The 23708-nt window shown below is 29.8% G+C and carries 25 protein-coding genes; 1 reads left to right on the forward strand and 24 read right to left on the reverse strand.

Annotated elements, in window-relative coordinates:
- Window positions 1-375 precede the first annotated feature (375 nt).
- From codY to ACYUCG_RS06885, 4 genes are all read right to left on the reverse strand, one after another.
- On the reverse strand, window positions 376-1152 hold the full coding sequence (gene codY, locus ACYUCG_RS06870; RefSeq protein WP_003449426.1) for a GTP-sensing pleiotropic transcriptional regulator CodY: 777 nt from the start codon (window positions 1150-1152) through the stop codon (window positions 376-378).
- Window positions 1153-1293: 141 nt separating this feature from the next.
- Window positions 1294-3396 carry a type I DNA topoisomerase gene (topA, locus tag ACYUCG_RS06875; RefSeq protein ID WP_060794431.1) on the reverse strand — a complete coding sequence of 701 codons (2103 nt, stop codon included), beginning with the start codon at window positions 3394-3396 and terminating at the stop codon, window positions 1294-1296.
- 44 nt (window positions 3397-3440) lie between these two features.
- Window positions 3441-4523, reverse strand: a complete 1083-nt coding sequence (gene dprA / locus ACYUCG_RS06880; protein WP_060670730.1) for a DNA-processing protein DprA — start codon at window positions 4521-4523, stop codon at window positions 3441-3443.
- Window positions 4524-6047: a YifB family Mg chelatase-like AAA ATPase gene (locus tag ACYUCG_RS06885; protein WP_460268351.1), complete on the reverse strand. Its 1524-nt coding sequence runs from the start codon at window positions 6045-6047 to the stop codon at window positions 4524-4526. It lies immediately after the preceding gene.
- Window positions 6048-6176: 129 nt separating this feature from the next.
- On the opposite strand from ACYUCG_RS06885, the gene ACYUCG_RS06890 reads away from it, so the two are divergent.
- Window positions 6177-6545, forward strand: a complete 369-nt coding sequence (locus ACYUCG_RS06890; RefSeq protein ID WP_283677860.1) for a YraN family protein — start codon at window positions 6177-6179, stop codon at window positions 6543-6545.
- Here ACYUCG_RS06890 and ACYUCG_RS06895 read toward each other — a convergent pair whose 3' ends face one another.
- The 20 genes from ACYUCG_RS06895 to pta form a co-directional block, all read right to left on the reverse strand.
- Window positions 6546-7364, reverse strand: a complete 819-nt coding sequence (locus tag ACYUCG_RS06895) for a ribonuclease HII (protein WP_060794435.1) — start codon at window positions 7362-7364, stop codon at window positions 6546-6548. It lies immediately after the preceding gene.
- 15 nt (window positions 7365-7379) lie between these two features.
- Window positions 7380-8225 carry a ribosome biogenesis GTPase YlqF gene (gene ylqF / locus ACYUCG_RS06900; protein WP_415318887.1) on the reverse strand — a complete coding sequence of 282 codons (846 nt, stop codon included), beginning with the start codon at window positions 8223-8225 and terminating at the stop codon, window positions 7380-7382.
- Window positions 8226-8371: 146 nt separating this feature from the next.
- Window positions 8372-8719: a 50S ribosomal protein L19 gene (gene rplS / locus ACYUCG_RS06905; protein ID WP_003449446.1), complete on the reverse strand. Its 348-nt coding sequence runs from the start codon at window positions 8717-8719 to the stop codon at window positions 8372-8374.
- 120 nt (window positions 8720-8839) lie between these two features.
- Window positions 8840-9550, reverse strand: a complete 711-nt coding sequence (gene trmD / locus ACYUCG_RS06910; protein WP_164787738.1) for a tRNA (guanosine(37)-N1)-methyltransferase TrmD — start codon at window positions 9548-9550, stop codon at window positions 8840-8842.
- Window positions 9540-10037, reverse strand: coding sequence for a ribosome maturation factor RimM (gene rimM / locus ACYUCG_RS06915; protein WP_003458412.1), 498 nt, complete (start codon window positions 10035-10037; stop codon window positions 9540-9542). The genes trmD and rimM overlap by 11 nt, the downstream gene beginning before the upstream one ends.
- A 55-nt stretch (window positions 10038-10092) precedes the next feature.
- Complete coding sequence (locus tag ACYUCG_RS06920) at window positions 10093-10320, reverse strand: KH domain-containing protein (protein WP_003471644.1); 228 nt, start codon at window positions 10318-10320, stop codon at window positions 10093-10095.
- 43 nt (window positions 10321-10363) lie between these two features.
- On the reverse strand, window positions 10364-10609 hold the full coding sequence (gene rpsP, locus ACYUCG_RS06925) for a 30S ribosomal protein S16 (RefSeq protein WP_003458442.1): 246 nt from the start codon (window positions 10607-10609) through the stop codon (window positions 10364-10366).
- Between the two features lie 33 nt (window positions 10610-10642).
- Window positions 10643-12001 carry a signal recognition particle protein gene (gene ffh, locus ACYUCG_RS06930; RefSeq protein WP_460268354.1) on the reverse strand — a complete coding sequence of 453 codons (1359 nt, stop codon included), beginning with the start codon at window positions 11999-12001 and terminating at the stop codon, window positions 10643-10645.
- 11 nt (window positions 12002-12012) lie between these two features.
- Window positions 12013-12351, reverse strand: coding sequence for a putative DNA-binding protein (locus ACYUCG_RS06935; RefSeq protein WP_003458448.1), 339 nt, complete (start codon window positions 12349-12351; stop codon window positions 12013-12015).
- Window positions 12352-12526: 175 nt separating this feature from the next.
- Window positions 12527-13441, reverse strand: coding sequence for a signal recognition particle-docking protein FtsY (gene ftsY, locus ACYUCG_RS06940; RefSeq protein ID WP_003466435.1), 915 nt, complete (start codon window positions 13439-13441; stop codon window positions 12527-12529).
- A gap of 13 nt (window positions 13442-13454) precedes the next feature.
- Window positions 13455-17012, reverse strand: coding sequence for a chromosome segregation protein SMC (smc, locus tag ACYUCG_RS06945; RefSeq protein ID WP_460268355.1), 3558 nt, complete (start codon window positions 17010-17012; stop codon window positions 13455-13457).
- Between the two features lie 16 nt (window positions 17013-17028).
- Complete coding sequence (locus ACYUCG_RS06950) at window positions 17029-17124, reverse strand: DUF4044 domain-containing protein (RefSeq protein ID WP_100066302.1); 96 nt, start codon at window positions 17122-17124, stop codon at window positions 17029-17031.
- A 92-nt stretch (window positions 17125-17216) separates the two neighbouring features.
- Entirely contained in the window at window positions 17217-18290 is a 1074-nt protein-coding gene (locus tag ACYUCG_RS06955) for an elongator complex protein 3 (protein WP_060794438.1), read from the reverse strand.
- On the reverse strand, window positions 18269-18982 hold the full coding sequence (gene rnc, locus ACYUCG_RS06960; RefSeq protein ID WP_460268356.1) for a ribonuclease III: 714 nt from the start codon (window positions 18980-18982) through the stop codon (window positions 18269-18271). The genes ACYUCG_RS06955 and rnc overlap by 22 nt, the downstream gene beginning before the upstream one ends.
- 98 nt (window positions 18983-19080) lie before the next feature.
- On the reverse strand, window positions 19081-19311 hold the full coding sequence (gene acpP, locus ACYUCG_RS06965; RefSeq protein WP_003458423.1) for an acyl carrier protein: 231 nt from the start codon (window positions 19309-19311) through the stop codon (window positions 19081-19083).
- Between the two features lie 76 nt (window positions 19312-19387).
- A complete protein-coding gene (gene plsX, locus ACYUCG_RS06970; RefSeq protein ID WP_060794439.1) occupies window positions 19388-20407 on the reverse strand; it encodes a phosphate acyltransferase PlsX in 1020 nt (339 codons plus the stop codon).
- Window positions 20408-20463: 56 nt separating this feature from the next.
- Entirely contained in the window at window positions 20464-20646 is a 183-nt protein-coding gene (rpmF, locus tag ACYUCG_RS06975) for a 50S ribosomal protein L32 (RefSeq protein WP_003449428.1), read from the reverse strand.
- Window positions 20647-20661: 15 nt separating this feature from the next.
- Window positions 20662-21156 (reverse strand): YceD family protein, encoded by a 495-nt coding sequence (locus tag ACYUCG_RS06980; RefSeq protein WP_003449453.1) that lies wholly within the window; start codon window positions 21154-21156, stop codon window positions 20662-20664.
- 119 nt (window positions 21157-21275) lie between these two features.
- Entirely contained in the window at window positions 21276-22472 is a 1197-nt protein-coding gene (locus tag ACYUCG_RS06985) for an acetate/propionate family kinase (RefSeq protein WP_003475280.1), read from the reverse strand.
- A 90-nt stretch (window positions 22473-22562) separates the two neighbouring features.
- Window positions 22563-23564 carry a phosphate acetyltransferase gene (gene pta, locus ACYUCG_RS06990; RefSeq protein ID WP_060794441.1) on the reverse strand — a complete coding sequence of 334 codons (1002 nt, stop codon included), beginning with the start codon at window positions 23562-23564 and terminating at the stop codon, window positions 22563-22565.
- Window positions 23565-23708: the final 144 nt, after the last annotated feature.

Consider the following 23708-nt stretch of genomic DNA (forward strand, 5'->3'; position numbering starts at 1 on the left):
TTTTTCCTCCTAGATTGGTTATTTCCTCCACTATCTTCTTTGCTATAAGCACTACTTAAAGTAGCACCGGCTTATAGATTCGATAATGTGTGTATTTGTTACCTTTGATAGTATAACATAGGGTTATAAAAGTATCAACAAGATTTTTCAAAGTTTTTATAAAATAATATTATATCACTATTAAACTTTTCACCTAATTAGATTTTATCTTAAATTATCTATAAATATACTTAAAAAGACTAGTTAATTATAAAAAATTACTTATTTCTATTAATTTTTTTATAAAGTCTATAAGTTATGGATTTATATTTATTTCATATACTATTAGCTTATTATAAAAAAAGAAGAAGATGTAAAAAACATCTTCTTCAAATCTTATTTTATCTTTTTAAGTTCATCCATTAACTTTTCATTTAGTATTTTTATATGAGTACCTTTCATTCCAAGACTTCTTGACTCAATAACTCCTGCACTCTCAAATTTTCTAAGAGCATTTACTATAACTGATCTAGTTATTCCAACTTTATCAGCTATCTTAGAAGCTACTAATAATCCTTCATCTCCATTTAACTCACTAAAAATATGTTCTACAGCCTCTAATTCTGAGTAAGATAAAGTTCCAATAGCTAATTGAACCACTGCTTTTTTACGTGCTTCTTCTTCTATTTCACCTTGTCTAGCTCTTAGAAGCTCCATCCCAACTATTGTAGCACTATATTCTGCTAAAACTAGGTCATCATCATTAAATTCTTCCCCAAACCTAGCTAATAATAAAGTCCCTAATCTATCTCCATTACCAACTATAGGAACAATAGTTGATATTTTTTTAGAGATTAAACATTCGCCTACTCCTTCAAAAACACATATCCCTTTATTAGGTATGTTTGCAATTGTATCTTGAATGTTTATTAATTTATTATTGTAGTCTTCTGGGAATTTTCTATCAACAACAACTTTTTCTTTCATTATGTCACATTCAAATTTTTCAGAAAAAGAATAACCTAATATTCTACCTTTTCTTCCAACTAAATATACATTGCACGACATAACATCACTTAATAATTGGCATATATCTCCAAAAGCTATAGCTTCAGTACCTGATTTTTGTAAAATCTTATTTAATCTTCTAGTTTTACTAAGTAGTGTCGACATTATATCCTCCTCGCACCATTTTACAAAAGATGTAAATTTCAGAATTTTTAAAATATTCTTATAATAAACTCATTATTTAAATATTAACATAGTAAATACTTCATTTCAACCAGTAATACTGGTGCAGATAAGGACTAAAAACTACTTTTCTGAGTTATTTTCATCATTATTTTTTTCAATTATTTTTTCATATTTACATTCTTTATCGCTACACTGTAAATATTCACCTTTACTCTTAGAGTATCTCTTAACCATATATGAACCACATTCTGGGCATTTTTCATTTGTTGGCTCATACCAACTTACGAAATTACACTCTGGATAATTACTACATCCATAGAATCTGTTTCCCTTTTTACTTCTCTTAACTAAAATCTTTCCTCCACATAATGGACAGTTTGCATCAACCTCTTCAACTATAGGTTTTGTGTTTTGACATTCTGGATATCCAGGACAAGCTAAGAAATCTCCAAATCTTCCATGCTTAATAACCATAAGTCTTCCACATTTATCACAAGGTACATCACTGACTTTATCTTCTATAATAACCTTAGATATCTCTTTTTCTGCCTTTTCTATATCTTCCTTTAATGGAGTAAAGAATTCATCTACTATATGAGTCCAACTTTCTTTTCCAGCTTCAACATTATCAAGTTTAACTTCCATTTCTGCAGTAAAGTCAGTATCAACTATCTGCTTGAAATAATTTGAAAGTATATCATTTACTATAAAGCCTAATTCTGTAGGTATAAGAATCTTTTTCTCTCTATCTACATATTTTCTACTTATTAATGTAGATATTGTTGGAACATAAGTACTTGGTCTTCCAATACCTTTTTCCTCTAAAAGCTTAACGAAAGCGGCCTCTGAATATCTAGCAGGTGGTTGAGTAAAATGTTGTTTACCTTCAATTGATTCTTCTTTTAAAACTTCATTTTCTTCTAATTCAGGTAAAAGTACTGATTCTTCCTCTTCTCCTGATATATACTCATAAACTTTCATGAAACCATCAAATTTTATAGTGGATCCACTAGCTCTTAATGTATAATCACCATTTTTAATCTCTAAGCTATTTGTATTTAATACACATGTAGCCATTTGGCTTGCTATGAATCTTTTCCATATTAAAGTATATAACTTATATTGATCATTACTTAAGTTTGCCTTAGCAATCTCTGGTGTTATTTCAACATATGTAGGTCTTATAGCTTCGTGAGCATCTTGTATATTTTTCTTTCCTTTATATACTCTTGGCTCCTCTGGAACATATTCTTTTCCATATGTTTCATCTATAAAGTTAAGAGCTTTCTCTTGAGCTTCTTTTGATATTCTAACAGAATCAGTTCTCATATAAGTTATTAGACCTACAGTTCCAAACTTCTTAACCTCAACCCCTTCATAAAGTTGTTGAGCTACTGACATTGTTTTCTTTGTCATAAAGTTAAGCTTTTTACTTGCCTCTTGTTGAAGAGTACTTGTAGTAAATGGAGCTAAAGGATTTTTATTCTTAGTTCCTTTTTTTATCTTGCTTACTATATATTCATTTTCTTTAAGTTCATCTATTATTTGATCTGCTTGTTCTTTATTTTTTATTTCTATCTTTTTCTTATTTTTAGTTGTTAACTTAACAGGGAAAGACTTCTTTCCTTTTTTAAGTTTTACATCAACAGTCCAATACTCTTCTGGATTGAACTTCTTTATTTCTTCTTCTCTATCACATATAAGTTTTAATGCTGCTGACTGAACCCTTCCAGCACTCAATCCCCATTTTACATTTCTCCATAGAAGTGGACTTATTTCATATCCAACCAATCTGTCTAACACTCTTCTTGCTTGCTGAGCATCTACTAAATTACAATTTATTTTTCTTGGATGCTTTATTGAATTTTTAACTGCATCCTTTGTTATTTCATTAAATTCTATTCTACAATTCTCGTTTTCATCTATCTTAAGCACATTAGCTAAGTGCCAAGATATAGCTTCCCCTTCTCTATCAGGGTCAGTTGCAAGGTATATCTTATCACTTTTTTTAGCTAACTTTCTAAGTTTGCTTAAAAGTTCACCTTTTCCTCTTATTGTTATATATTTAGGATTATATTCATTTTCTATATCAACGCCTAATTGGCTTTTTGGCAAATCTCTTACATGTCCCATGGAAGCTTCGACTACATAATTTTTACCTAAATATTTTTCTATTGTCTTGGCTTTAGCTGGTGACTCAACAATTACTAATTTTTGACCCATCGTAAACTCTGAATTAAATCCAGAGTGTTCACCCCCTCAAACTATCATATTATTTTTGTATAATAATCTCCTGGTATAACTTCTATTTTATTTTCAAATTGCAATTCACATAATAACTCATATATGATAGATGTGTCAATATTTGTTACTCTTATAATATCGTCTATATGTAGAATATTATTCTCTAATATGCTTAAAAGCAACTGGTTAATCTCTGAATTTTCCTCTTTTTTGCCATCTTTATTACATTTTCCTTCTTTTTTTATTTTAAAAGGTATTGAATTTAATAAATCACCTATATTAGTAAATATGCCTGCTCCATCTTTTATAAGATTATTGCAACCTTTACTCTGAGAAGAAAACACATCTCCAGGCACTGCAAAAACATCTTTTCCTTGATTTATAGCATAATTTGCAGTTATTAAAGATCCACTTTTTTCTCCAGCCTGAACCACTATAACAGCTTCAGATAATCCACTTATTATTCTATTCCTTTGAGGGAAATTATATCTAAGAGGTGGTGTATCAGGAAAAAATTCACTAATTATACATCCATTTTTAATTATTTTTTTATACAATTCTCTATTATAGACAGGATAATCTAAATTTATTCCACAACCAAAAACGGCAACATTATAAAAATTTTCTTCAACACACTTTTTATGTGCTTCAGTATCCACCCCAAAGGCTCCACCGCTTACTATTCCAACACCTGCTTTTCCTAGCCCTGAAGCTATAAGACTTGCACATCTTTTCCCATATGGATCACATTTTCTTGATCCAACAATGGCAACATTGGTATCTTCAGCTCTTTCTAAATCTCCCTTATAAAAAAGAATATAGGGAGGTTCATCTATATTTTTAAGTCTTTTAGGATAGTCTTTATCTAAATATGTTACTATTTTATAGTCTTTCTTATTTATATCATTAATTACCCTACTATTCAAATCAATGTTAATATCATTTTTAAATTTACTAGCGCATTTAATTCCAGTTTCCTCTATATCCTTTCTATGTATGTATATATTTTCTTCATTTCCTAATTGATTTAAAAGCTCTATTTTTATATTGTTTGAAATCTTTAAACTTCCAAACCATATTTTATAATTTAAATCAACTTCTTTCATTTATATAACCTCTCCCTCTAAATTTTTTCTATAATTAAGAGCTTCATAAATATTGCTTTTTTTAATATCTTCACTGCCATCCATATCTGCTATGGTTCTAGATAATTTTATAATTCTATCTAAAGCCCTGCTGCTTAAAGAAAATCTTGTGTATATATTATTTAAAACTTCATGACATTCTTTATCTAATCTTATTAAACTTTGAATATGACTATGTTTCATCTGAGAATTATAAGTTATTTCTAATTCTTTAAACCTAAATTTTTGTCTTTCTCTTGCTTCCTTAATCTTATTTCTTATATCCTCTAAATTTTCTTTTTTATTATTTGAATTAAGTTCATTATAAGAGGCATATCTAACAGAAGTAAAAATATCTATTCTATCTAACATAGCCTTAGAAAGTCTATTTCTATATTTAATCCGTTCATATTCACTACAAGTACATATTCTTCCTTCATAACCACTTAAGTAATTTCCACATGGACATGGATTAAAAGCTCCTATAAGCATGACTTCTGCTGGATATGTTACACTTCCTACATTCCTAGATATGGTTATCTCTCCATTTTCCATAGGCTCTCTTAAACATTCTAAGGTTCTTCTATCAAACTCTAAAAGTTCATCTAAAAACAAAATACCATTGTGAGCTAAGGTAACTTCTCCTACCCTTAAATCTCTTCCTCCACCTATTAAGGATACCCTTGTTGCAGTATGATGTGGATTTCTAAATGGCCTTTCAATTTTTCCTTTAGTATTATTTAAAAGTCCTGAAACACTATATATCCTTGTTGTCTCTAATATTTCTTTTTTATTTAATTCTGGCAATAAAGATCTAACCCCCTTAGCAAGCATTGTTTTACCTGATCCCGGAGGTCCTTGCAATATAACATTATGACTTCCAGCCGCTGCAATTATCATAGCTCTCTTCGCACTTTCTTGACCACAAATCTCATTAAAAGAATTATCTTCCTTCAACGCACAAATTTCCTCTTCTCTTTTATAAGGTAGCACATCTCTATAAGTTAAAAATCCAACCACTTCTTTTAAATGAGAGAAACCATATAAATTAATATTATCAACACAAGAACATTCTCTTAAATTATCAATTGGTATAATAAACTTATCATTGTTATTTTCAACACCAGATATAATAGAACACAAAGCTCCATTAACAGATCTAATATGGCCATCTAAAGATAATTCTCCTAAATAAACCGTATTCTCTAAAATCTCCCGTTGAATTTGACCACTCTCAATTAATATAGCTAAAGCTATAGGAAGATCAAATCCAGTTCCTACCTTTCTTAAATTACCTGGAGCTAAATTTACTGTTATTCTCCCTAAAGGAAATTCATAACCACTATTTAAAATAGCTGCTCTTACTCTCTCCTTAGCTTCTCTAACGGAAGTATCGGCTAAGCCTACCAAAGTAAAACTTGGCAACCCCTTGCTTATATCAACTTCTATATTAACAATTACACCTTCTATTCCTATTAAAGTTGAACTTTTCAAACTTATAGACATACAAATCACCTTCTTTAAAAGATATACTTTCAAAAATCATACTAACCACCAAAAAATTTTTTAATCATTAAAATTTTAAAATGTTTAAACTTGTACTTAAGTGTTAAAAATTCAGTAGAGGTGATTTAAATGAAAAAATATAATAAATCTATAGGTTTCTACGGGGAGGATTTAAGCGCAAAATTCTTAGAAAAAGAGGGATATTCAATCTTAGAAAAAAACTTTAATTGTTCCTCTGGAGAAATTGATATTATAGCTATTAGAGATGAAATAATTTCTTTTATAGAAGTAAAAAGCAGGTTTTCTAACTCCTTTGGTAATCCAAAAGAATCAGTAACCTGCTCTAAACAACGTAGAATAATAAATGCAGCAAAATACTATCTACATATAAAAAAACTCTACAATTATTATATTAGATTTGATGTTATTGAAATTAACTTTCATATTGATAGTTCAAAGTATGAATTAAACTTTTTAAAAGATGCTTTTAGGGTATAACTATAGAATATTCTTTAAAAAACTCATTCTATGAATTTCTGTAGGCCCTACTTCTTTTAAAGCATCTACATGAGTCTTAGTTCCATAACCAACATTTTTTTCAAAATCATATTGTGGATATTTTTTATGATATTCCTTCATAATATTATCTCTATAAACTTTTGCAATTATTGAAGCACAGGCTATACAAGCACTTTTTGTATCACCTTTTATAACATGCTTATTTTCTCCATTAAAGTTCTTTATTAAATATCCATCTGAAAGAACTAAATCTGGCTTTATGCTTAGTCCTTCACAAGCTTTTATGAATACTTCATTATTACAGTATCCTATGCCTTTTTCATCTATTTCCTTGCTATCACACATTGAAATAGAATAACTTAAAGCTTTTTCTTTTATGATTTCACTTAATTCTTCTCTTTTATGTTCTGATAATTTTTTTGAGTCATTTATGTAAAGAATTATATCATCTAAATCACTAGAATCTAATATTACCGCTGCTGAAACTATGGGACCTGCTAAAGGTCCTCTTCCAACCTCATCAACTCCAGCTACATACTTATAATCACCAAAACTCTTATCAAAAAGATACATATTTTTAACTCTTTCTTCTTCTTTAATAAGATTATTTAGGTTTTTCTCTAATCTATTTCCTAAAGATGATACATTTTTTCTTTTATCCTCTTTTAATAAGTCAGCAAGTTCTTTTATTTGAGCTTTGTTGTCTCTATTTACCTCTAACTCTTTCACTAAATCACTTACTACTTTAAAAGAGTATGAATTTAAATTTTCTCTCATATCTTTTATTAAATTATCCATAATAAACCCTACTTCCTATTCTGGTTTTTCTAAAGATATTTTTCCTATTTTTCCGCCTCTAAATTCATCTAAAATTATTCCTGCAATTCTATTGTAATCTATTTGATTACCTGCCATTATAGCTCCTCTTTTTCTAGCTATAGCATCTAAATTATCTAATGGATTTTCTTGAAGTTCTGTAAGTTTATATCTAGTCATTAATTCTTCTGGATTTGTTTCTTGAAGTCTTTCAACTAGTTTAAGAGCTAATTCTTCAGTATCCATTATTTCGTCTTTTATAGCTCCAGTAAATGCTAAATTTAATCCAACAATCTCATCCTCAAATTTAGGCCATAAAACTCCTGGTGTATCCATTAATTCTATACCTAACTTAGTTTTTATCCATTGTTTATTCTTAGTAACGCCAGGTCTATCTCCAGTTTTAGCTATATTGTTTTTAGCCATTTTATTTATAAACGTTGATTTACCAACATTAGGAATTCCAACAACCATAGCTCTAGTAGTTATTTTAGCTAAACCTTTAGCTTTTAATCTATCATGTTTTTCTTTTAAAAGTTTTAAAAGAGCAGGTTTTATAGAATTTAATCCTTCACCTTTTAAAGCGTTTACTTCTAAAACAATTGTTTCATCATTAGTTAAGCTCTCTTTCCAAGCTTTAGTTACCTTAGGATCAGTTAAATCACTCTTATTTAAAAGTATTACTCTAGGCTTACCAGCACATAGAGTGTCTATATCTGGATTTTTAGAAGATTTAGGTATTCTAGCATCTCTAATTTCTATAACGGCATCTACAAGCTTTAAATTGTTCTGTATTTCTCTTTTCGTTTTGACCATATGGCCAGGGAACCAGTTTATTGCCATAATAAATCACCCTTCCATTTTTTATTTTAGGTTATATTCAATATATTATCTTAAACAAATTAAATCAATATTGTTTAAAGTAAAATTCTAATATTTTTATACAAACAAAAAATGGGACTATTCACTAGTCCCAGTTTATGTTTAAATTATCTAGTTAACTCTTTAACTTTAGCAGCTTTACCTACTCTGTCTCTTAAGTAGAATAATTTAGCTCTTCTTACTTTACCTCTTCTTACAACATCAATCTTATCGATGATTGGAGCATTTATTGGGAAAGTTCTTTCAACACCTACACCGTAAGCAACTCTTCTTACTGTGAAAGTTTCTCTTAATCCACCGTTTTGTTTTTTGATAACAGTTCCTTCGAATACTTGGATTCTTTCTCTGTTACCTTCTTTAATTCTAACGTGAACTTTTATAGTGTCACCTATGTTGAATTGAGTTAAATCTTCTCTGATTTGTTCTTTTTCGATTGCTCTTATGATTTCGTTCATTGTGCATTCCTCCTTGATATCTTCTAAAATTTTGACGTTCTTAACACACTCTGTGACAGAGGACCGCCGGTACTAGCACGAAGTTTATTCTATCATACTTGTATTCTTTAATCAATATATTTATTTTGATTTTAACAATTTTATGTCTTCTTTTGAAAGTTTAATTTTTTCAAACATATCTGGTCTTCTTTCCTTAGTTATAAGAAGTGATTGTTTTCTTCTCCACTTTCTTATATTTTCGTGATGACCTGACATAAGAACCTCTGGAACTTTCTCTCCTTCAAATTCAAAAGGTCTTGTGTATTGTGGATATTCTAAAGTCCCATCATAATAACTTTCATCTTGGAAACTCTCTTCACTTCCTAAAACACCTGGCACTAATCTAGATATGCTATCAATAACTGGAATACATGCCATTTCTCCACCTGTTAACACAAAATCTCCAAGAGAAATTTCTAAATCAAAATATTTATAAACTCTTTGGTCTATACCTTCATAATGTCCACAGACAAAAACTAATTCTTCCTCCTTAGAAAGTTCCTTAGCCATTTCTTGATTAAAAGTTTTACCTCTTGGTCCTAAAAATATAACTTTACCCTTATTTTTTTCTTTAACAGCCTTTATAGCATCTACAACAGGCTGAGGAGTCATAACCATTCCTGCTCCTCCCCCATAAGGATAATCATCTACCTTTTTATGCTTATTTAAAGTATAATCTCTTATATTTACCGTCTCTATATGTAGAAAACCATTTTCCCTAGCTCTTCCTATTATGCTATGTTTAAATATATCAAACATCTCTGGGAACAATGTAAGAATATTAATCTTCATATTGCCACTCTCCAGAAGGTCTTATAGTAATTAATTTTTCATCCATATTAATATCTAAAACTATATCCTTTAATACTGGAACTAATACTTCCTTCTTTCCTTGAACCCAATAAACATCATTACTTGGAGTTTGGATTACATCTTTGATTTTTCCATACTCAAATCCTTCTGTATCAACAACAGTACATCCAACTAAATCAACTATGAAATATTCATCTTCTTCAAGCTCTATAGCATCTTCACGTTCTATTTCTAAATAAGTTCTCTTTAATTTTTCAGCTTCCTCTATTGAATTTATTCCTTCTAATTTAAGTATAACTTTATCCTTAAAGTATTTTACGCCCTCTACTTTAACCTTTTTTCCTTTTAAGATAACATATTCTAAATAGTCAAATCTTCTCATATCTTCAGTTAAAGGCATAACTTTCATTTCACCTCTTAAACCATGAGTGTTTATTATTTGACCAACTACTAATAAATCTTCCATTATTACACCCCTTTTCTGTATATAAAATAAGAGTTAGGTATTCCCCTAACTCTTTTTAAATGATTTCTACTACAACTTTTTTATTTTCTTTAATTGCAGCAGCTTTCACTACTGTTCTGATAGCTTTGGCAATTCTACCTTGCTTTCCAATAACTTTTCCCATATCTTCAGGTGATACCTTTAGTTCTAATATGATTGATTCCTCTCCTAAGGTCTCATTTACATGAACATCCTCAGGTTTATCTACTAGTGACTTAGCAATTATTTCAACTAATTCCTTCATATTATTCCTACTTAAAAATAAGTAGATTCACCCCCTAGGAAAACTATTTTATACCAGCTTGGTTGAATAATTTTTTAACTATATCAGTTGGTTGTGCACCATTTCCTAACCACTTAGCAGCCTTTTCAGCGTCTATTTTAACTTCAGCTTCTGGCTTAGCGATTGGGTTGTAGTATCCTATTTCTTCGATGAATCTTCCGTCTCTTGGACTTCTTGAATCAGCAACAACTACTCTGTAGAAAGGAGCTTTGTGAGCACCCATTCTTCTTAATCTTATTTTAACTGCCATTACATTTTCACCTCCTTCAAAAGTGTGTTCAATTTATTTCATAAAAGGAAGTTTACTTAAAAATCCCTTTTTACTAACATTTTTTTGGAATGATTTCATTTGCTTCATTTGCTTTTTCATCATTTCATAGCCTTTTAAGACTTTATTTACTTCTTGTACTGTTGTACCAGAACCTTTAGCTATTCTTCTCTTTCTTGAACCATTTCCTATTACTAAAGAAGGTTGTTTTCTTTCTTTAGCTGTCATTGATTGTATGATTGCCTTAACTGTAGACATTTGTTTTTCTCCTTGAGAAAAATCAATACCTTCAAGTTCCTTTGTGTTAACACCTGGAATCATCTCTATCAATTTATTTATAGGTCCAAGCTTTTTCATTTGATCCATAGCTGATAAGTAGTCATCAAAGTTAAATTCTTGATTTAACATTTTTTCACTTAACTTACTTGCTTCATCTTGGTCAATAGCTTGCTGAGCTTTTTCTATTAAAGAAAGGACATCTCCCATTCCTAATATTCTTGAAGCCATTCTATCTGGATGGAATACTTCAATATCACTCATCTTTTCACCAACACCAACAAATTTAATTGGCTTACCAGTAATGTCTCTTATGGAAAGAGCAGCACCACCTCTTGTATCACCATCTAACTTTGTTAGTATTATTCCTGAAAGATCTAATGAGTTATTAAATGTCTCTGCTACATTAACAGCATCTTGACCTGTCATAGCATCAACTACTAATAATATTTCACTAGGATTTGAAACTTCTTTAACATCTTTTAACTCTTGCATTAAATCTTCATCTATATGAAGTCTACCAGCGGTATCTATTATAACAACGTTATTTCCATTGTCTTTTGCATGCTCTATTGCGGCTTTGGCAATATCTACAGCCTTAACCTTATCTCCCATTGAGAATACTGGTATATCTATTTGTTTTCCTACAACCTGTAATTGCTTTATGGCTGCAGGTCTATATATATCACAAGCCACAAGTAATGGCTTTTTGTTTTTCTTTCTTAAGTGCAATGCAAGTTTTCCAGCCATAGTTGTTTTACCTGCACCTTGAAGACCTACTAACATGAACACTGTTGGTCCATTGTCTGAGTATTTTAATTTACTCTCAGTCTCTCCCATAAGAGTTGTTAGTTCGTCATTAACTATTTTAATAACCTGTTGACCTGGAGTTAAACTATTTAATACTTCCTCACCAACACATTTATCTTTAACATTTGATATAAACTTTTTTACCACCTTGAAGTTAACATCTGCCTCTAAAAGCGCAAGCTTTACTTCTCTCATGGCTTCTTTTATATCTTTTTCTGTTAGCTTACCTTTACCCTTTAATTTTTTAAGCGTGTCTTGTAATTTAGACGCTAATCCATCAAAAGCCATGCTTAACCCTCCTAAGCGTTTATAATTTCCTCTAATTTCTCATCTATATATTTTTTTATATCTTCATCTAAATTAGAGTTCTTATTTAATTCTGCCATAAGCTCTTCTTTAATTCTATACCTTTTATCAATTTTTTTTGATAATTTAAGTTTTTCATCATAAGAATGAAGTTGCTTACAACATCTTTTGATTAAATCATAAATTGCTTGCCTACTGGTTTTATTAATTTCAGCAATCTCTGCTAGTGACAAATCTTCATTGTAATAAAGGGTCATAACATTAAACTGCTTTTCCGTAAGCAATGTTCCATAGTAATCTATTAACATTGATATTTCAAATCTATTTTCCATATAACCACCTTGCTCACGAATAAGATAATAACAAATAATTTTATAAGTGTCAAGTATTTTCACTTAACACTTATTTTTTTGATAATTATGCTTAAAAACCTGATGATTACTTATATAAATTACTATCTATTCATTTATGATTAATAATTTTTCTAAATATTTTTTTATTTTTTTCTTATAATAATGCTTCTGCAAATTCCTTAGCATTGAATTTTTGTAAATCCTCTACACCTTCTCCAACACCAATATATTTAACTGGTATATTTAAAGTATTTTTAATAGATATAACAACTCCACCCTTAGCTGTTCCATCTAACTTAGTTAATATTATTCCATCAATAGGACAAGCCTCCATAAATTGTTTTGCTTGTATAACTGCATTCTGGCCTGTTGTACCATCTAATACTAGAAGAGTTTCTTTTTTTCTATCTCCTAATTCTCTATCTATTATTCTATTTATTTTAGCTAACTCATCCATAAGATTTTTCTTGTTATGAAGTCTTCCTGCCGTATCACATATTAATAAATCTACATCCCTAGCTTTAGCAGCCTGTACGGCATCAAAAACTACTGCCGCAGGATCTGATCCTTCTTGATGCTTAACTATATCTACATTAGCTCTTTGACTCCATATATCTAATTGATCTATGGCAGCTGCTCTAAAGGTATCTGCAGCGGCTAATAGAACTTTTTTACCATTATTTTTATTTCTAGCAGCTATCTTACCTATTGAAGTAGTCTTACCTACTCCGTTAACCCCTATTATAAGCATAACCTTCTTTTCGTTATCCTCTTCTTCCTCTTCAGAGTCTCCTTCTAGCATCATTTCTGCAATAACTTCCTTTAAGGCTGGTTTAACCATTTCAACATCATTTATTTTTTCTTTTCTTATTTTAGCTTTTAATCTATCAATTATTTCAACAGTAGTATCCATTCCTATATCTGACATTATAAGTGCTTCTTCAAGCTCCTCATACATATCGTCGTCTATAGTTACAGCTAAATTTAAAGCCTCATTTATTTTATCTGTTAAGTTATCTCTTGTTTTTGTTAATCCAGTTTTTAATTTATCAAATAATTTTCCAAACATTTTTTGTCCTCCTCTATTTGTCCAAGTCTACTGAAACAATTTTAGATATACCTTTCTCTTCCATAGTAACTCCATACATAACATCAGCAGCTTCCATAGTACCTTTTCTATGTGTTATTACTATAAACTGAGTATTATCTCTAAACTTACCTAAAAACTCTGCATATCTTCTTACATTGGCATCATCTAAGGCAGCCTCAATTTCATCTAAAATACAGAATGGTGTAGGTTTCATCTTTAATATGGAGAATAATAAGGCTATAGCAGATAAGACCTTCTCTCCTCCAGACATAAGATTAATATTCTGAAGCTTCTTTCCTGGTGGTTGAACATTTATGTCTATATTTCCTGTAAGTTCGTCACCCTCACCTAAAACAAGCTTTGCACTACCACCTTTAAATAATTCTTTAAAAGTTTCATCGAATAGCTTATTTAAGATATTAAAATTTTGTCTAAAGACTACTCTCATCTTAGATGTCATTTCTTCTATAACATTTAAAAGTTCTTCCTTAGCCTTTTCTAAATCATCTCTTTCTGTTGTCATAAAATTATACTTCTCAGATATTTCTTTAAATTCTTCAATAGCATTTACATTTACATTTCCTAAACCAGTTATTCTAGCTTTAAGAGTTGATATTCTTGACTTATGAGAATTCATATCTTCAATAGGCTTAAATCTATTTTTCTCTTCTTCAAAACTTGTATTAAATTCTTCTAGAAGTCTTTTGTTTAAGGTATTTTTTTCATTTTCTTGTTTTGTATAAGTTATATCATTTTTATGAACTTCTTCTTCCTTTTTAGCTATTTCAACTGAAAGAACTTCTAAGATATTCTCAGCAGAGCTTATGGTCTCTTTTAACTTACCTTTTTTAAGTTCAAAGGATTTAAAGTTCTCTTCAAGAGTAATTATATTTACTTCCTCTTCTTTTATGAACTTTTCACATAAAACTATTTCTTTTTTACTTTCTTCCTTATTAGCTTTTATCTCTTCTAAGTACTTAGTAATATTTATAAGTTTATTTTCCACTTCTTCTATAGAAGAATTTATTCTATTAGCTTCCTTTTCTCTTCCCTCAATAACTTCTTGAAGTTTAGCTTTGTTTATTTTCATATTAGTCAGCTTATCTTTATATTTAGAAAGAGTTTTTGAAAGTTCTTCACGTTTCTTATCTAATTCTTTTACCTTTTCTGAATTAGTTACTTCTTTGTTTTCAAATTGACTAATCTTTTCATTAACAATTTCAATTTCTTTAACTATCTTAATCTTTCTTGAATCAATATCCTTAAGCTCTAATTCTAAAGATTTTATAGAATTTTTTATTTTAAAAGTTTCATCATTAACATTTTTAATCTTGTTATTTAAGTCTGCTAACTCTAAATTCTTTTCATATATTTTATCTATAATTTCTTGTTTTTTTATGCTTAACTCTTCTTGATCCCTATTTAACTTTTCCAATTCTTTAGTTAGTATGTGCTCTTCATTTTTTACTCTAACTAATTCATCCTCTAAAGCTTTAACTTCATTTTTTCTAGACATTATACCTGTGTTTTTTTGATAAAGGCTACCACCTGTAAGTGCTCCACCTGCATTTACAACCTCACCAGACAAGGTAACAATCTTATGTCTATAATTAAGCATTTTAGCAATTTTTATAGCATTATCTATATTATCACATATTATTGTTTTACCTAATACATAATTTATAACATTGCTATAAACTTCTTTAAAATTTACTAAATCTGAAGCTATTCCTAAGAATCCTTCACTTTCAACTATATTTTTGCTAAGTTCTAACTTCTTACCTCTTATTATTGATAATGGTAAGAATGTAGCTCTTCCTAACTTATTTTCTCTAAGATGATTAATAAGTATTTTTGCAACTTCCTCATCTTCAGTTATAATATTAGAAATACTTCCACCTAAGGCTACTTCAATGGCAGTTTCATATCCAGCCTTAGTTTCCACAACCTCTCCTAAAACTTTGCATTTGTTTTTATTTATTTTTACACGTCCAGCATCTACACTAGCCATTATTTTCTTTACTGAAAGGTTGTATCCTTCATATTGATTTTCTAATTTTTTTAGCATTTCTTTATTAGCTTCAATCTTATTTACCTTTGATAAAATTTGATTAAGTTTACCTTGAGTTTCCCTAATAACTTTTAAGCCTTCTCTAAACTCTTCTTCTTTTTCCCTTAATTCTCTTTCTTTATCATTCTTTTCTTCTTCTATAATTTGAAGCTCTTTTTGAAGATTTAAATTAGTTGCTAAATTAATTTTTAATGAATTATCATAATTTACTTGTTTGCTTTTTGATGAATCAAATTTTTCATTTATATTACTCAATTCACTCTCTAACATTGTCATTTTATTTTTAGATAAAGAAACCTTTTTTAAAAGTTCTAATTCCTCATCTTTTATCTTTTTAATTTCTTTTTCCTTAGAAATAAATTTTAAGTTAAGTTCATTAACGTCTTTTTCTAAGGTATTAATTTCTTCTAATTCTTTTTCAAACTTATTTTTATTTGAATTAAAATCCTTCTCTATAGAGTGTTTTTCCTTCATTAAGGCATTTAATTTTTTCTTATTTTCTTCTAACTCTTCTTTGTTTTTAAGAATTAATTCATCTATATTTTTAATTCTTTCATTTAAAAGATTTACTTTTCCTAAGCTTTTATTTATTTCTTCCTTTTTAGCAAAATACTCTTCTTGCTTTTTAGAATGGCTGCCTTCTAAAGAGTCTAACTCTTCCTTTAAAGCAAACATTTTCTCTCTTTCTTCTTTATACTTTTCTTTTTGCTTATCATTAAAAGCTATTAAATCTTTTATCTTTTCTTTTTGCTTTAATATAACCCCATCAATATTATGTAATTCACTCATAATAGATGATATTTCTTTGTGTTTTAATTCATTTGAAAGCTCTAAATATCTTAAAGCTTTATTTTTTTCCTCTTCTAAAGGCCCTAATCTTTCTTCATAAGTAAAAATTATATCATTTATTCTAACTAAGTTTTCTTCCGTATTCTTTAACTTTTTCTCAGCTTCAACCTTTCTAGACTTAAACTTTACAATACCTGCAGCTTCCTCTAGAATAGCTCTTCTATCTTCCGGCTTACCACTTAGAATACTATCTATTTTACCTTGACCAATAAGCGAATACCCTTCTTTTCCTATTCCTGTATCCATAAATAGGTTTACAACATCTTTTAATCTACAAGGAGAATTATTTATTAAATATTCGCTTTCTCCAGAACGGAATAATTTTCTAGTAACTTTTACATCTAAATAATCTAGAGGGAGTTCCCCTGAAGAATTGTCTAAAGTTAAAGAAACCTGTGCATATCCTATAGGCTTTCTATATTCTGTACCAGTAAAGATTACATCTTCCATCTTAGCTCCTCTTAAGGTTTTAGCACTTTGCTCCCCTAAAACCCATCTTACGCTATCTGATACATTACTTTTTCCACTTCCATTAGGCCCAACTATAGCCGTTATTCCTTTTTTAAAATTTAATTCTGTTTTATCAGCAAATGATTTAAATCCCCTTATTTCAAGAGATTTTAAAAACATATATTCACTCCTATCCTTACATAAACATAATCGGTAATAAAGTTGCTAAAAAGCATATTACAACAAAAATAATAGTAATTTTTATAACCCTGTCTCTCGTAGTTTTTCTCACTTTACTTCACTCCTCATGGTATAAGTTTATATTATGCCAATTAAAATATCAATAAAAAAAGCCTCAGAGATTAACTCCAAGGCATATAATAACTATAAATCTATTTTATATACTTTCGATTCTACTTCTATATTTATTTTATCTACTTCCATAGAATTATCTACTTTAACCTTCAAATTACAATTTTGTGCCTTGTCTTTAAGTTCATTGAAGTATCTCTTTTTATCAGCATAAAGCTTAGAAACTGATTTATTGCTAATTCTTATAGTTACCTCTCCACTTTTATCCTTTAAGATATTATATATATTTTCATTTATAATACTACTCTCTACTAATTCCCTAAAAGCAGGATGGAAAGGTCCATCTACAATATCCTTACCTAAAGCTATATTATCTGTAGGCTGTAGTCCTATTCTTATAACCTGTATATTATTTTCTTTATACATCTTATAAAGTTTAGCACTTATAGAAACAGCCTCTTCTAGAGTATATGGCTTATAAGTTCCCTCTAAGTACATATCCTCCATAGGAGTGTTTTTCACTGTAAGGGCAGGATATATTCTACATATATCAGGTTTCATCTTTATAGACTCTTTTGTTGTTTCTATATCTTTTTCAAAAGTGTCCTCAGGAAGTCCTACCATTATTTGATGACCTAAAGTAAAGCCATATTCTTTAATTAACTTAGAAGCTTTTAAAACCTCATCATAACCATGGCCTCTACCTGATTTATGCAACACTTCTTTATCTAATGACTGAACTCCAAGTTCTATTATATCAACTTTATAACTTTTTAAATGATCTAAAATAAACTCATCAATATAATCTGGTCTAGTAGACAACCTTATATAGTCTATAATTTTTTTATCCTTATATTCTTTTGCAACAGCTAATAGTTCTCTTTGCTTATTTATATCAATAGCAGTAAAAGTTCCTCCAAAGAAAGAAACCTCTAATACTCTATCACCTTCACCAATTGTTTCTATATATTCTTCAATTGTCTTTCTTACAAAATCACTATTAACCTTATTTTCTTGCTTGTACTTTGGCCCTAATATAATCTCTTTATTTTCTCCAGTTATTTTCCCTTGATTACAAAACACGCAATCATGTGGACATCCTTCATGAGGAACAAAAATTGGGATTATATAGTGTCTTTTTCCCATTTGATTTCACCTAACCTTTGTAGTGCTGCTTTAGCTGCATTTTGTTCTGATTCTTTTTTACTAAATCCAACACCTTGACCCATAATCTCATTATTAATTAAAAGGTCTGTAAAGAATTTTCTTCTGTGAGGTGGTCCTTCATGCTTAACTAAATTATAAACAATATTAACTTCCCCATTTTTTTGAAGAACTTCTTGTAATCTAGTTTTAAAGTCTAAGATTATTTCTTCATTTATAGCCTTATCTATAACATCTTTAAAGTTTCTTAAGATAAAGTCATTTGCAACTTCAATTCCTTTATCTAAATAAACTGCAGCAATTACTGCCTCTAATGCATCGGCTTGTATTGAAGTTCTTTCTCTTCCTCCAGTTAACTCCTCACCTTTACTCATTCTTATATACTTACCAAGTGATAGATTTTTTGAAACTTTATGTAAAGAATTTTCACAAACTACTAAAGCTCTTATTTTTGTTAATTCACCTTCAGATTTATCTTTGTAATTATTAAATAAATATTTTGTAACACAAAGCTGTAAAACTGAATCTCCTAAAAATTCTAATCTTTCATTATATTTTACATCTTTAAATTGATTTGCATATGAACTATGCGTTAATGCTGTTATAAGCACTCCTTTGTTTTCAAACTCAATTCCTATAAGTTTTTTAACTTCTATTAAATTTATATCTTTCACCTTAAAATTCATCTCCTTAAGGTTTATTCTTCAAGTTGTTTTTGAAACAACTTCAAGAATAAACTTAAATTAAAAATCCCGCTTATTGCGGGACTTTATTACTTCTCTGTATGTTCTGTGATGTATTCTACTACATCTCCTACTGTTTTGAAGCCCTCAGCATCTTCATCTGGGATTTCCATCTCTAACTCTTCTTCAAGAGCCATTATTAATTCAACTATATCAAGAGAATCCGCACCTAAGTCATCTATAAATGTTGATTCCATAGTTATTTCATCTTCGTTTACGCTTAATTTATCAGCAATAATTTCTTTTAATTTATCAAACATTCAATTCACCTCCTAAGTTAATCTAATAAAATATTATTATATATAAAATGCATAGTCAATACGCATTACGTAATTTTTAAATATTTTTTTGATTATCAAAGCTTTTTTTAGTGATTTCTTCACTTAATTTCCCAATCAAATCATTTTCATGGAACTTTCTCGCCTGTCTTATTGCATTTTTGAAAGCTTTTGCATCAGAACTACCATGTGCTTTTACACATATTCCCTTTACACCTAAGAATGGTGCTCCACCATATTCTTTATAATCCATTTTCTTCTTAAGATTCATTAAAGCTGGTGCTAAGAATGGTACTCCTAATTTAGCTAAAAATGATGATTTAACTTCTGATTTGATCATACTTAATATTGTAGAAGCTACACCTTCATACATCTTTAAAACAGTATTCCCAACAAATCCATCACAAACTAAGACATCCACATCTCCTGTTGAAACTTCTCTCGGTTCAACATTTCCAATAAAGTTAATATCTTTTTCTTCTTTTAGAAGCTTATAAGTAGCCTTTGTAAGGTCATTACCCTTTTCTTCTTCTTCTCCAATATTAACTAATCCTACTTTAGGGTTATTAACATCCATAACAGATTTAAAGTAAACCTCACCCATCTTAGCAAATTGAACTAAATAAGAAGGTTTAGAATCAACGTTAGCTCCTGCATCAATTATCATAAAAGGACCATTTTTACCTGGCATAACTGGTGCTAAAGCAGGTCTTTCAACCCCTTTTATTCTTCCTACAATAAGTGTACATCCTGTTAAAAATGCACCTGTGCTTCCAGCTGATATAACTGCTTCACACTCATTCTCTTTAACAAGTCTAAGAGCTTTAACAAGACTTGAGTCTTTTTTCTTTTTAACAGCCATAGCAGGATGCTCATTAGTACTTATTACTTCTTTAGCATCTATAAAAGTAACTCTTTCTTTGTCATATTTAAACTTAGAAAAAGCCTCTTTTAAGACATCTTCTGGTCCAGTTATATATATTTCTATATCCTTAAATTCTTCTAATGCCTGAACACACCCTTCAACTACTGCACTTGGGGAATGATCTCCGCCCATTCCATCTACAGCAACTCTCATGAGTTTCACCCCTTTTTTTCCTATATATAAAGAAAAGAAAGTCATAAGACTTTCTTTTATTCTTCAACTGATACTACTTCTTTACCTTTGTAGTGTCCGCAGTTTTTACATACTCTATGAGCCATTTTCATTTCATGACATTGTGGGCATTCTACGATACCTGGTAAGCTTGCCTTGAAAGTTTGAGCTCTTCTTGAATCTCTTTTTGCTCTGAACGTTTTTCTAGCTGGATTTCCCATTGTTACACCTCCTTATTACTTAAACAAGTCCATTAGCTTTGCCATTCTTAAGTCAATTTCTTCATTGTCACATTGGCATGTTTCTTTATTTAAATCAATACCACATTTTTGACAAAGCCCCTTGCAGTCTATGCTGCAAAGTCTTTTTATAGGTAAGGTTGAAATTACGTTTTCTACTACCGCTTCAGCAACATCTAATTCGTCGCCTTCTACATAAGCAATAGAATCATCTTCTTGATTTGAATTATTTGTAAATTTCTCATCCATATCTATTGATACTTCATAAGAGAAATTAGTTAAGCATCTTGAACACTTCATCTGAAGTTCTCCAGTAATGTTACCTACTAACTCTATAAAAGACTCATTAGATATAACTTCACCAGTAAAATGTAGAGGCTTTATAACCTTCATATTTTCGCCTTCAAATTCGAAGCTTTTTAAATCCAGAACAAAATCTAAAGATTTTCTTCTTTCTCTTTTTGAGCATATTTCTGAAAAAATTAATTTCATAATCACCGTAGTTAAATAACTACTTTCACGCTCCTTAGCATAAGATATGCATTGTTTATTCCTAAACAACACATATCTTATTATATTAACTAGCTATTTAAAAGTCAAGTATTTTATAATTATTTACTTACAATACTTACTGTATCTTGTGCTATCATTAATTCTTCGTTAGTTGGAACTACGAAAAGTTTAATTCTTGAACCCTCTTTGCTTATTTCAGCAACTTTAGCTCTTATATTATTTCTTTCTTCATCTAACTCAATTCCTAAGAACTCTAAATCTCTACAGATAGCTCCTCTTTCTATGATTGAGTTTTCTCCAACACCAGCAGTAAATACTATTACGTCACATCCATTCATCTCTGCAATGTATGCTCCTATATATTTCTTAACTGAGTTTCTGAATAAATCTAAAGCTATTTGAGCTTCTTTGCTTCCTTTGTCAGCAGCTGCTTCAACATCTCTAAAGTCACTGCTTACTCCTGAAACTCCAAATATTCCTGATTTTTTATTCATTAAAGTATTTACTTCTTGTGAAGTATATCCTAATTCATCTATTAAGTATGTAACTACAGCTGGGTCTATATTTCCACATCTAGTTCCCATTACTAAACCTTCAAGTGGTGTGAATCCCATAGTAGTATCTACACATTTACCGTTTTTTATAGCTGCTATACTTGCACCATTTCCTAAGTGACAAGTGATTATTTTTAAATCTTCTATGTTTTTACCCATAGCTTCTGCTATTTTAGCTGAAACATATTTGTGAGAAGTTCCGTGGAAACCATATTTTCTTATGTGTTCTTTTTCATATAATTCATATGGTAATGCATATACGAATGCTTTTTCTGGCATTGTTTGATGGAATGCTGTATCAAATACAACAACCATAGGAACATTTGGCATTAATGCTTTACAAGCATTTATTCCTATTATATTTGCTGGGTTATGAAGTGGAGCTAATTTAGCACACTCTTCTAAATCTTTCATAACTTCCTCTGTAACTAATGCAGATTCAGCATATTTTTCTCCACCATGAACAACTCTGTGTCCTATAGCATTTATTTCATCTAATGATTTTATAACACCATGTTTTTCATCTATTAAAGCTCCTAGAACTAATCTAATAGCATCTTGATGATCTTTCATTGGCTCTACGATTTCATATTTATCTTTACCTTCACTCTTTTGAGTTAAGTTTGCGCCTTCTAATCCTATTCTTTCTACTAATCCAGTTGCTAAAGCATTTTCAGTATCCATATCTATTAATTGATATTTTAATGATGAGCTTCCGCAATTTATAACTAATACGTTCATTATAAAATCCTCCTGTTAAACTTATAACTTCAAATTAATAAGCTTAATTCATTTTAATTTTATCCATCTATATAAAATTCTAATCAATTATTATTTAGTTGCTTGTGCTTGAACAGCAGTTATTGCAACAACATTAACTATATCTTCTGAACTACATCCTCTTGAAAGGTCGTTTATTGGTTTAGCGAAACCTTGACAAACTGGTCCAATAGCTTCTGCATTAGCAAATCTTTGAACTAATTTGTATCCTATATTTCCAGCTTGTAAATCTGGGAATACTAAAACATTAGCATTTCCTGCTACTTTACTATTTGGAGCTTTTTGAGAAGCAACTTTTCCAACTATAGCAGCATCTAATTGTAATTCACCATCTATATCTAAATCTGGTCTTAATTCTTTAGCTTTTTCTGTTGCTACTCTTACCTTTGTTACTAAATCATGGTCAGCACTTCCCATTGTTGAGAATGAAAGCATTGCAACCTTTGGATCCATTTTGCAAAGATTTTTAGCAGTATCAGCAGTAGCTATAGCTATAGCAGCTAATTGATCAGCATTTGGATTTGGATTAACAGCACAGTCTGAGAATAATAACATTCCACCTTCTCCATATTCTGAACCTGGTACCATCATTATGAAGAAACTTGATACTACAGATACTCCTGGAGCAGTTTTTATTATTTGAAGACCTGGTCTTAAAAGGTCACCAGTTGTGTGTACAGCACCTGATACCATTCCGTCTGCATCATTCATTTTTACCATCATTGTTCCGAAGTATAAAGGATCTCTTACGATTTTTCCAGCTTTTTCAACTGTCATTCCTTTAGCTTTTCTTAATTCATAAAATTCATTTATATAAGTGTCTAATTTATCTGAAGTTTCAGGATCAACTATGTTTACTCCCTCTAAGTTTACGCCTAAAGCTTCAGCTTTTTCTCTTATTACTTGTTCTGAACCTACTAAGTAAACGTCAGCAAGTCCCTCTTCTTTTATTCTTTGTGAAGCGACAAGAGTTCTCTCTTCATCACCTTCTGGAAGTACTATTTTTTTTCTATTATTTTTAGCACTTTCCCATATTTGTTTCATAAGTTCCATGTTCATTTCTCCTTTCAAGTCAAAGCAGATGTTATGTGTTATCACACACAATACTAATAATACTATACTCCTATACTAATATATTTTTCAACAGATAACAAACAAAAAAACGGTATCATAATATTGTTTTTATATTTAAAATTA

The sequence above is a fragment of the Clostridium sp. CTA-17 genome (assembly GCF_054767895.1).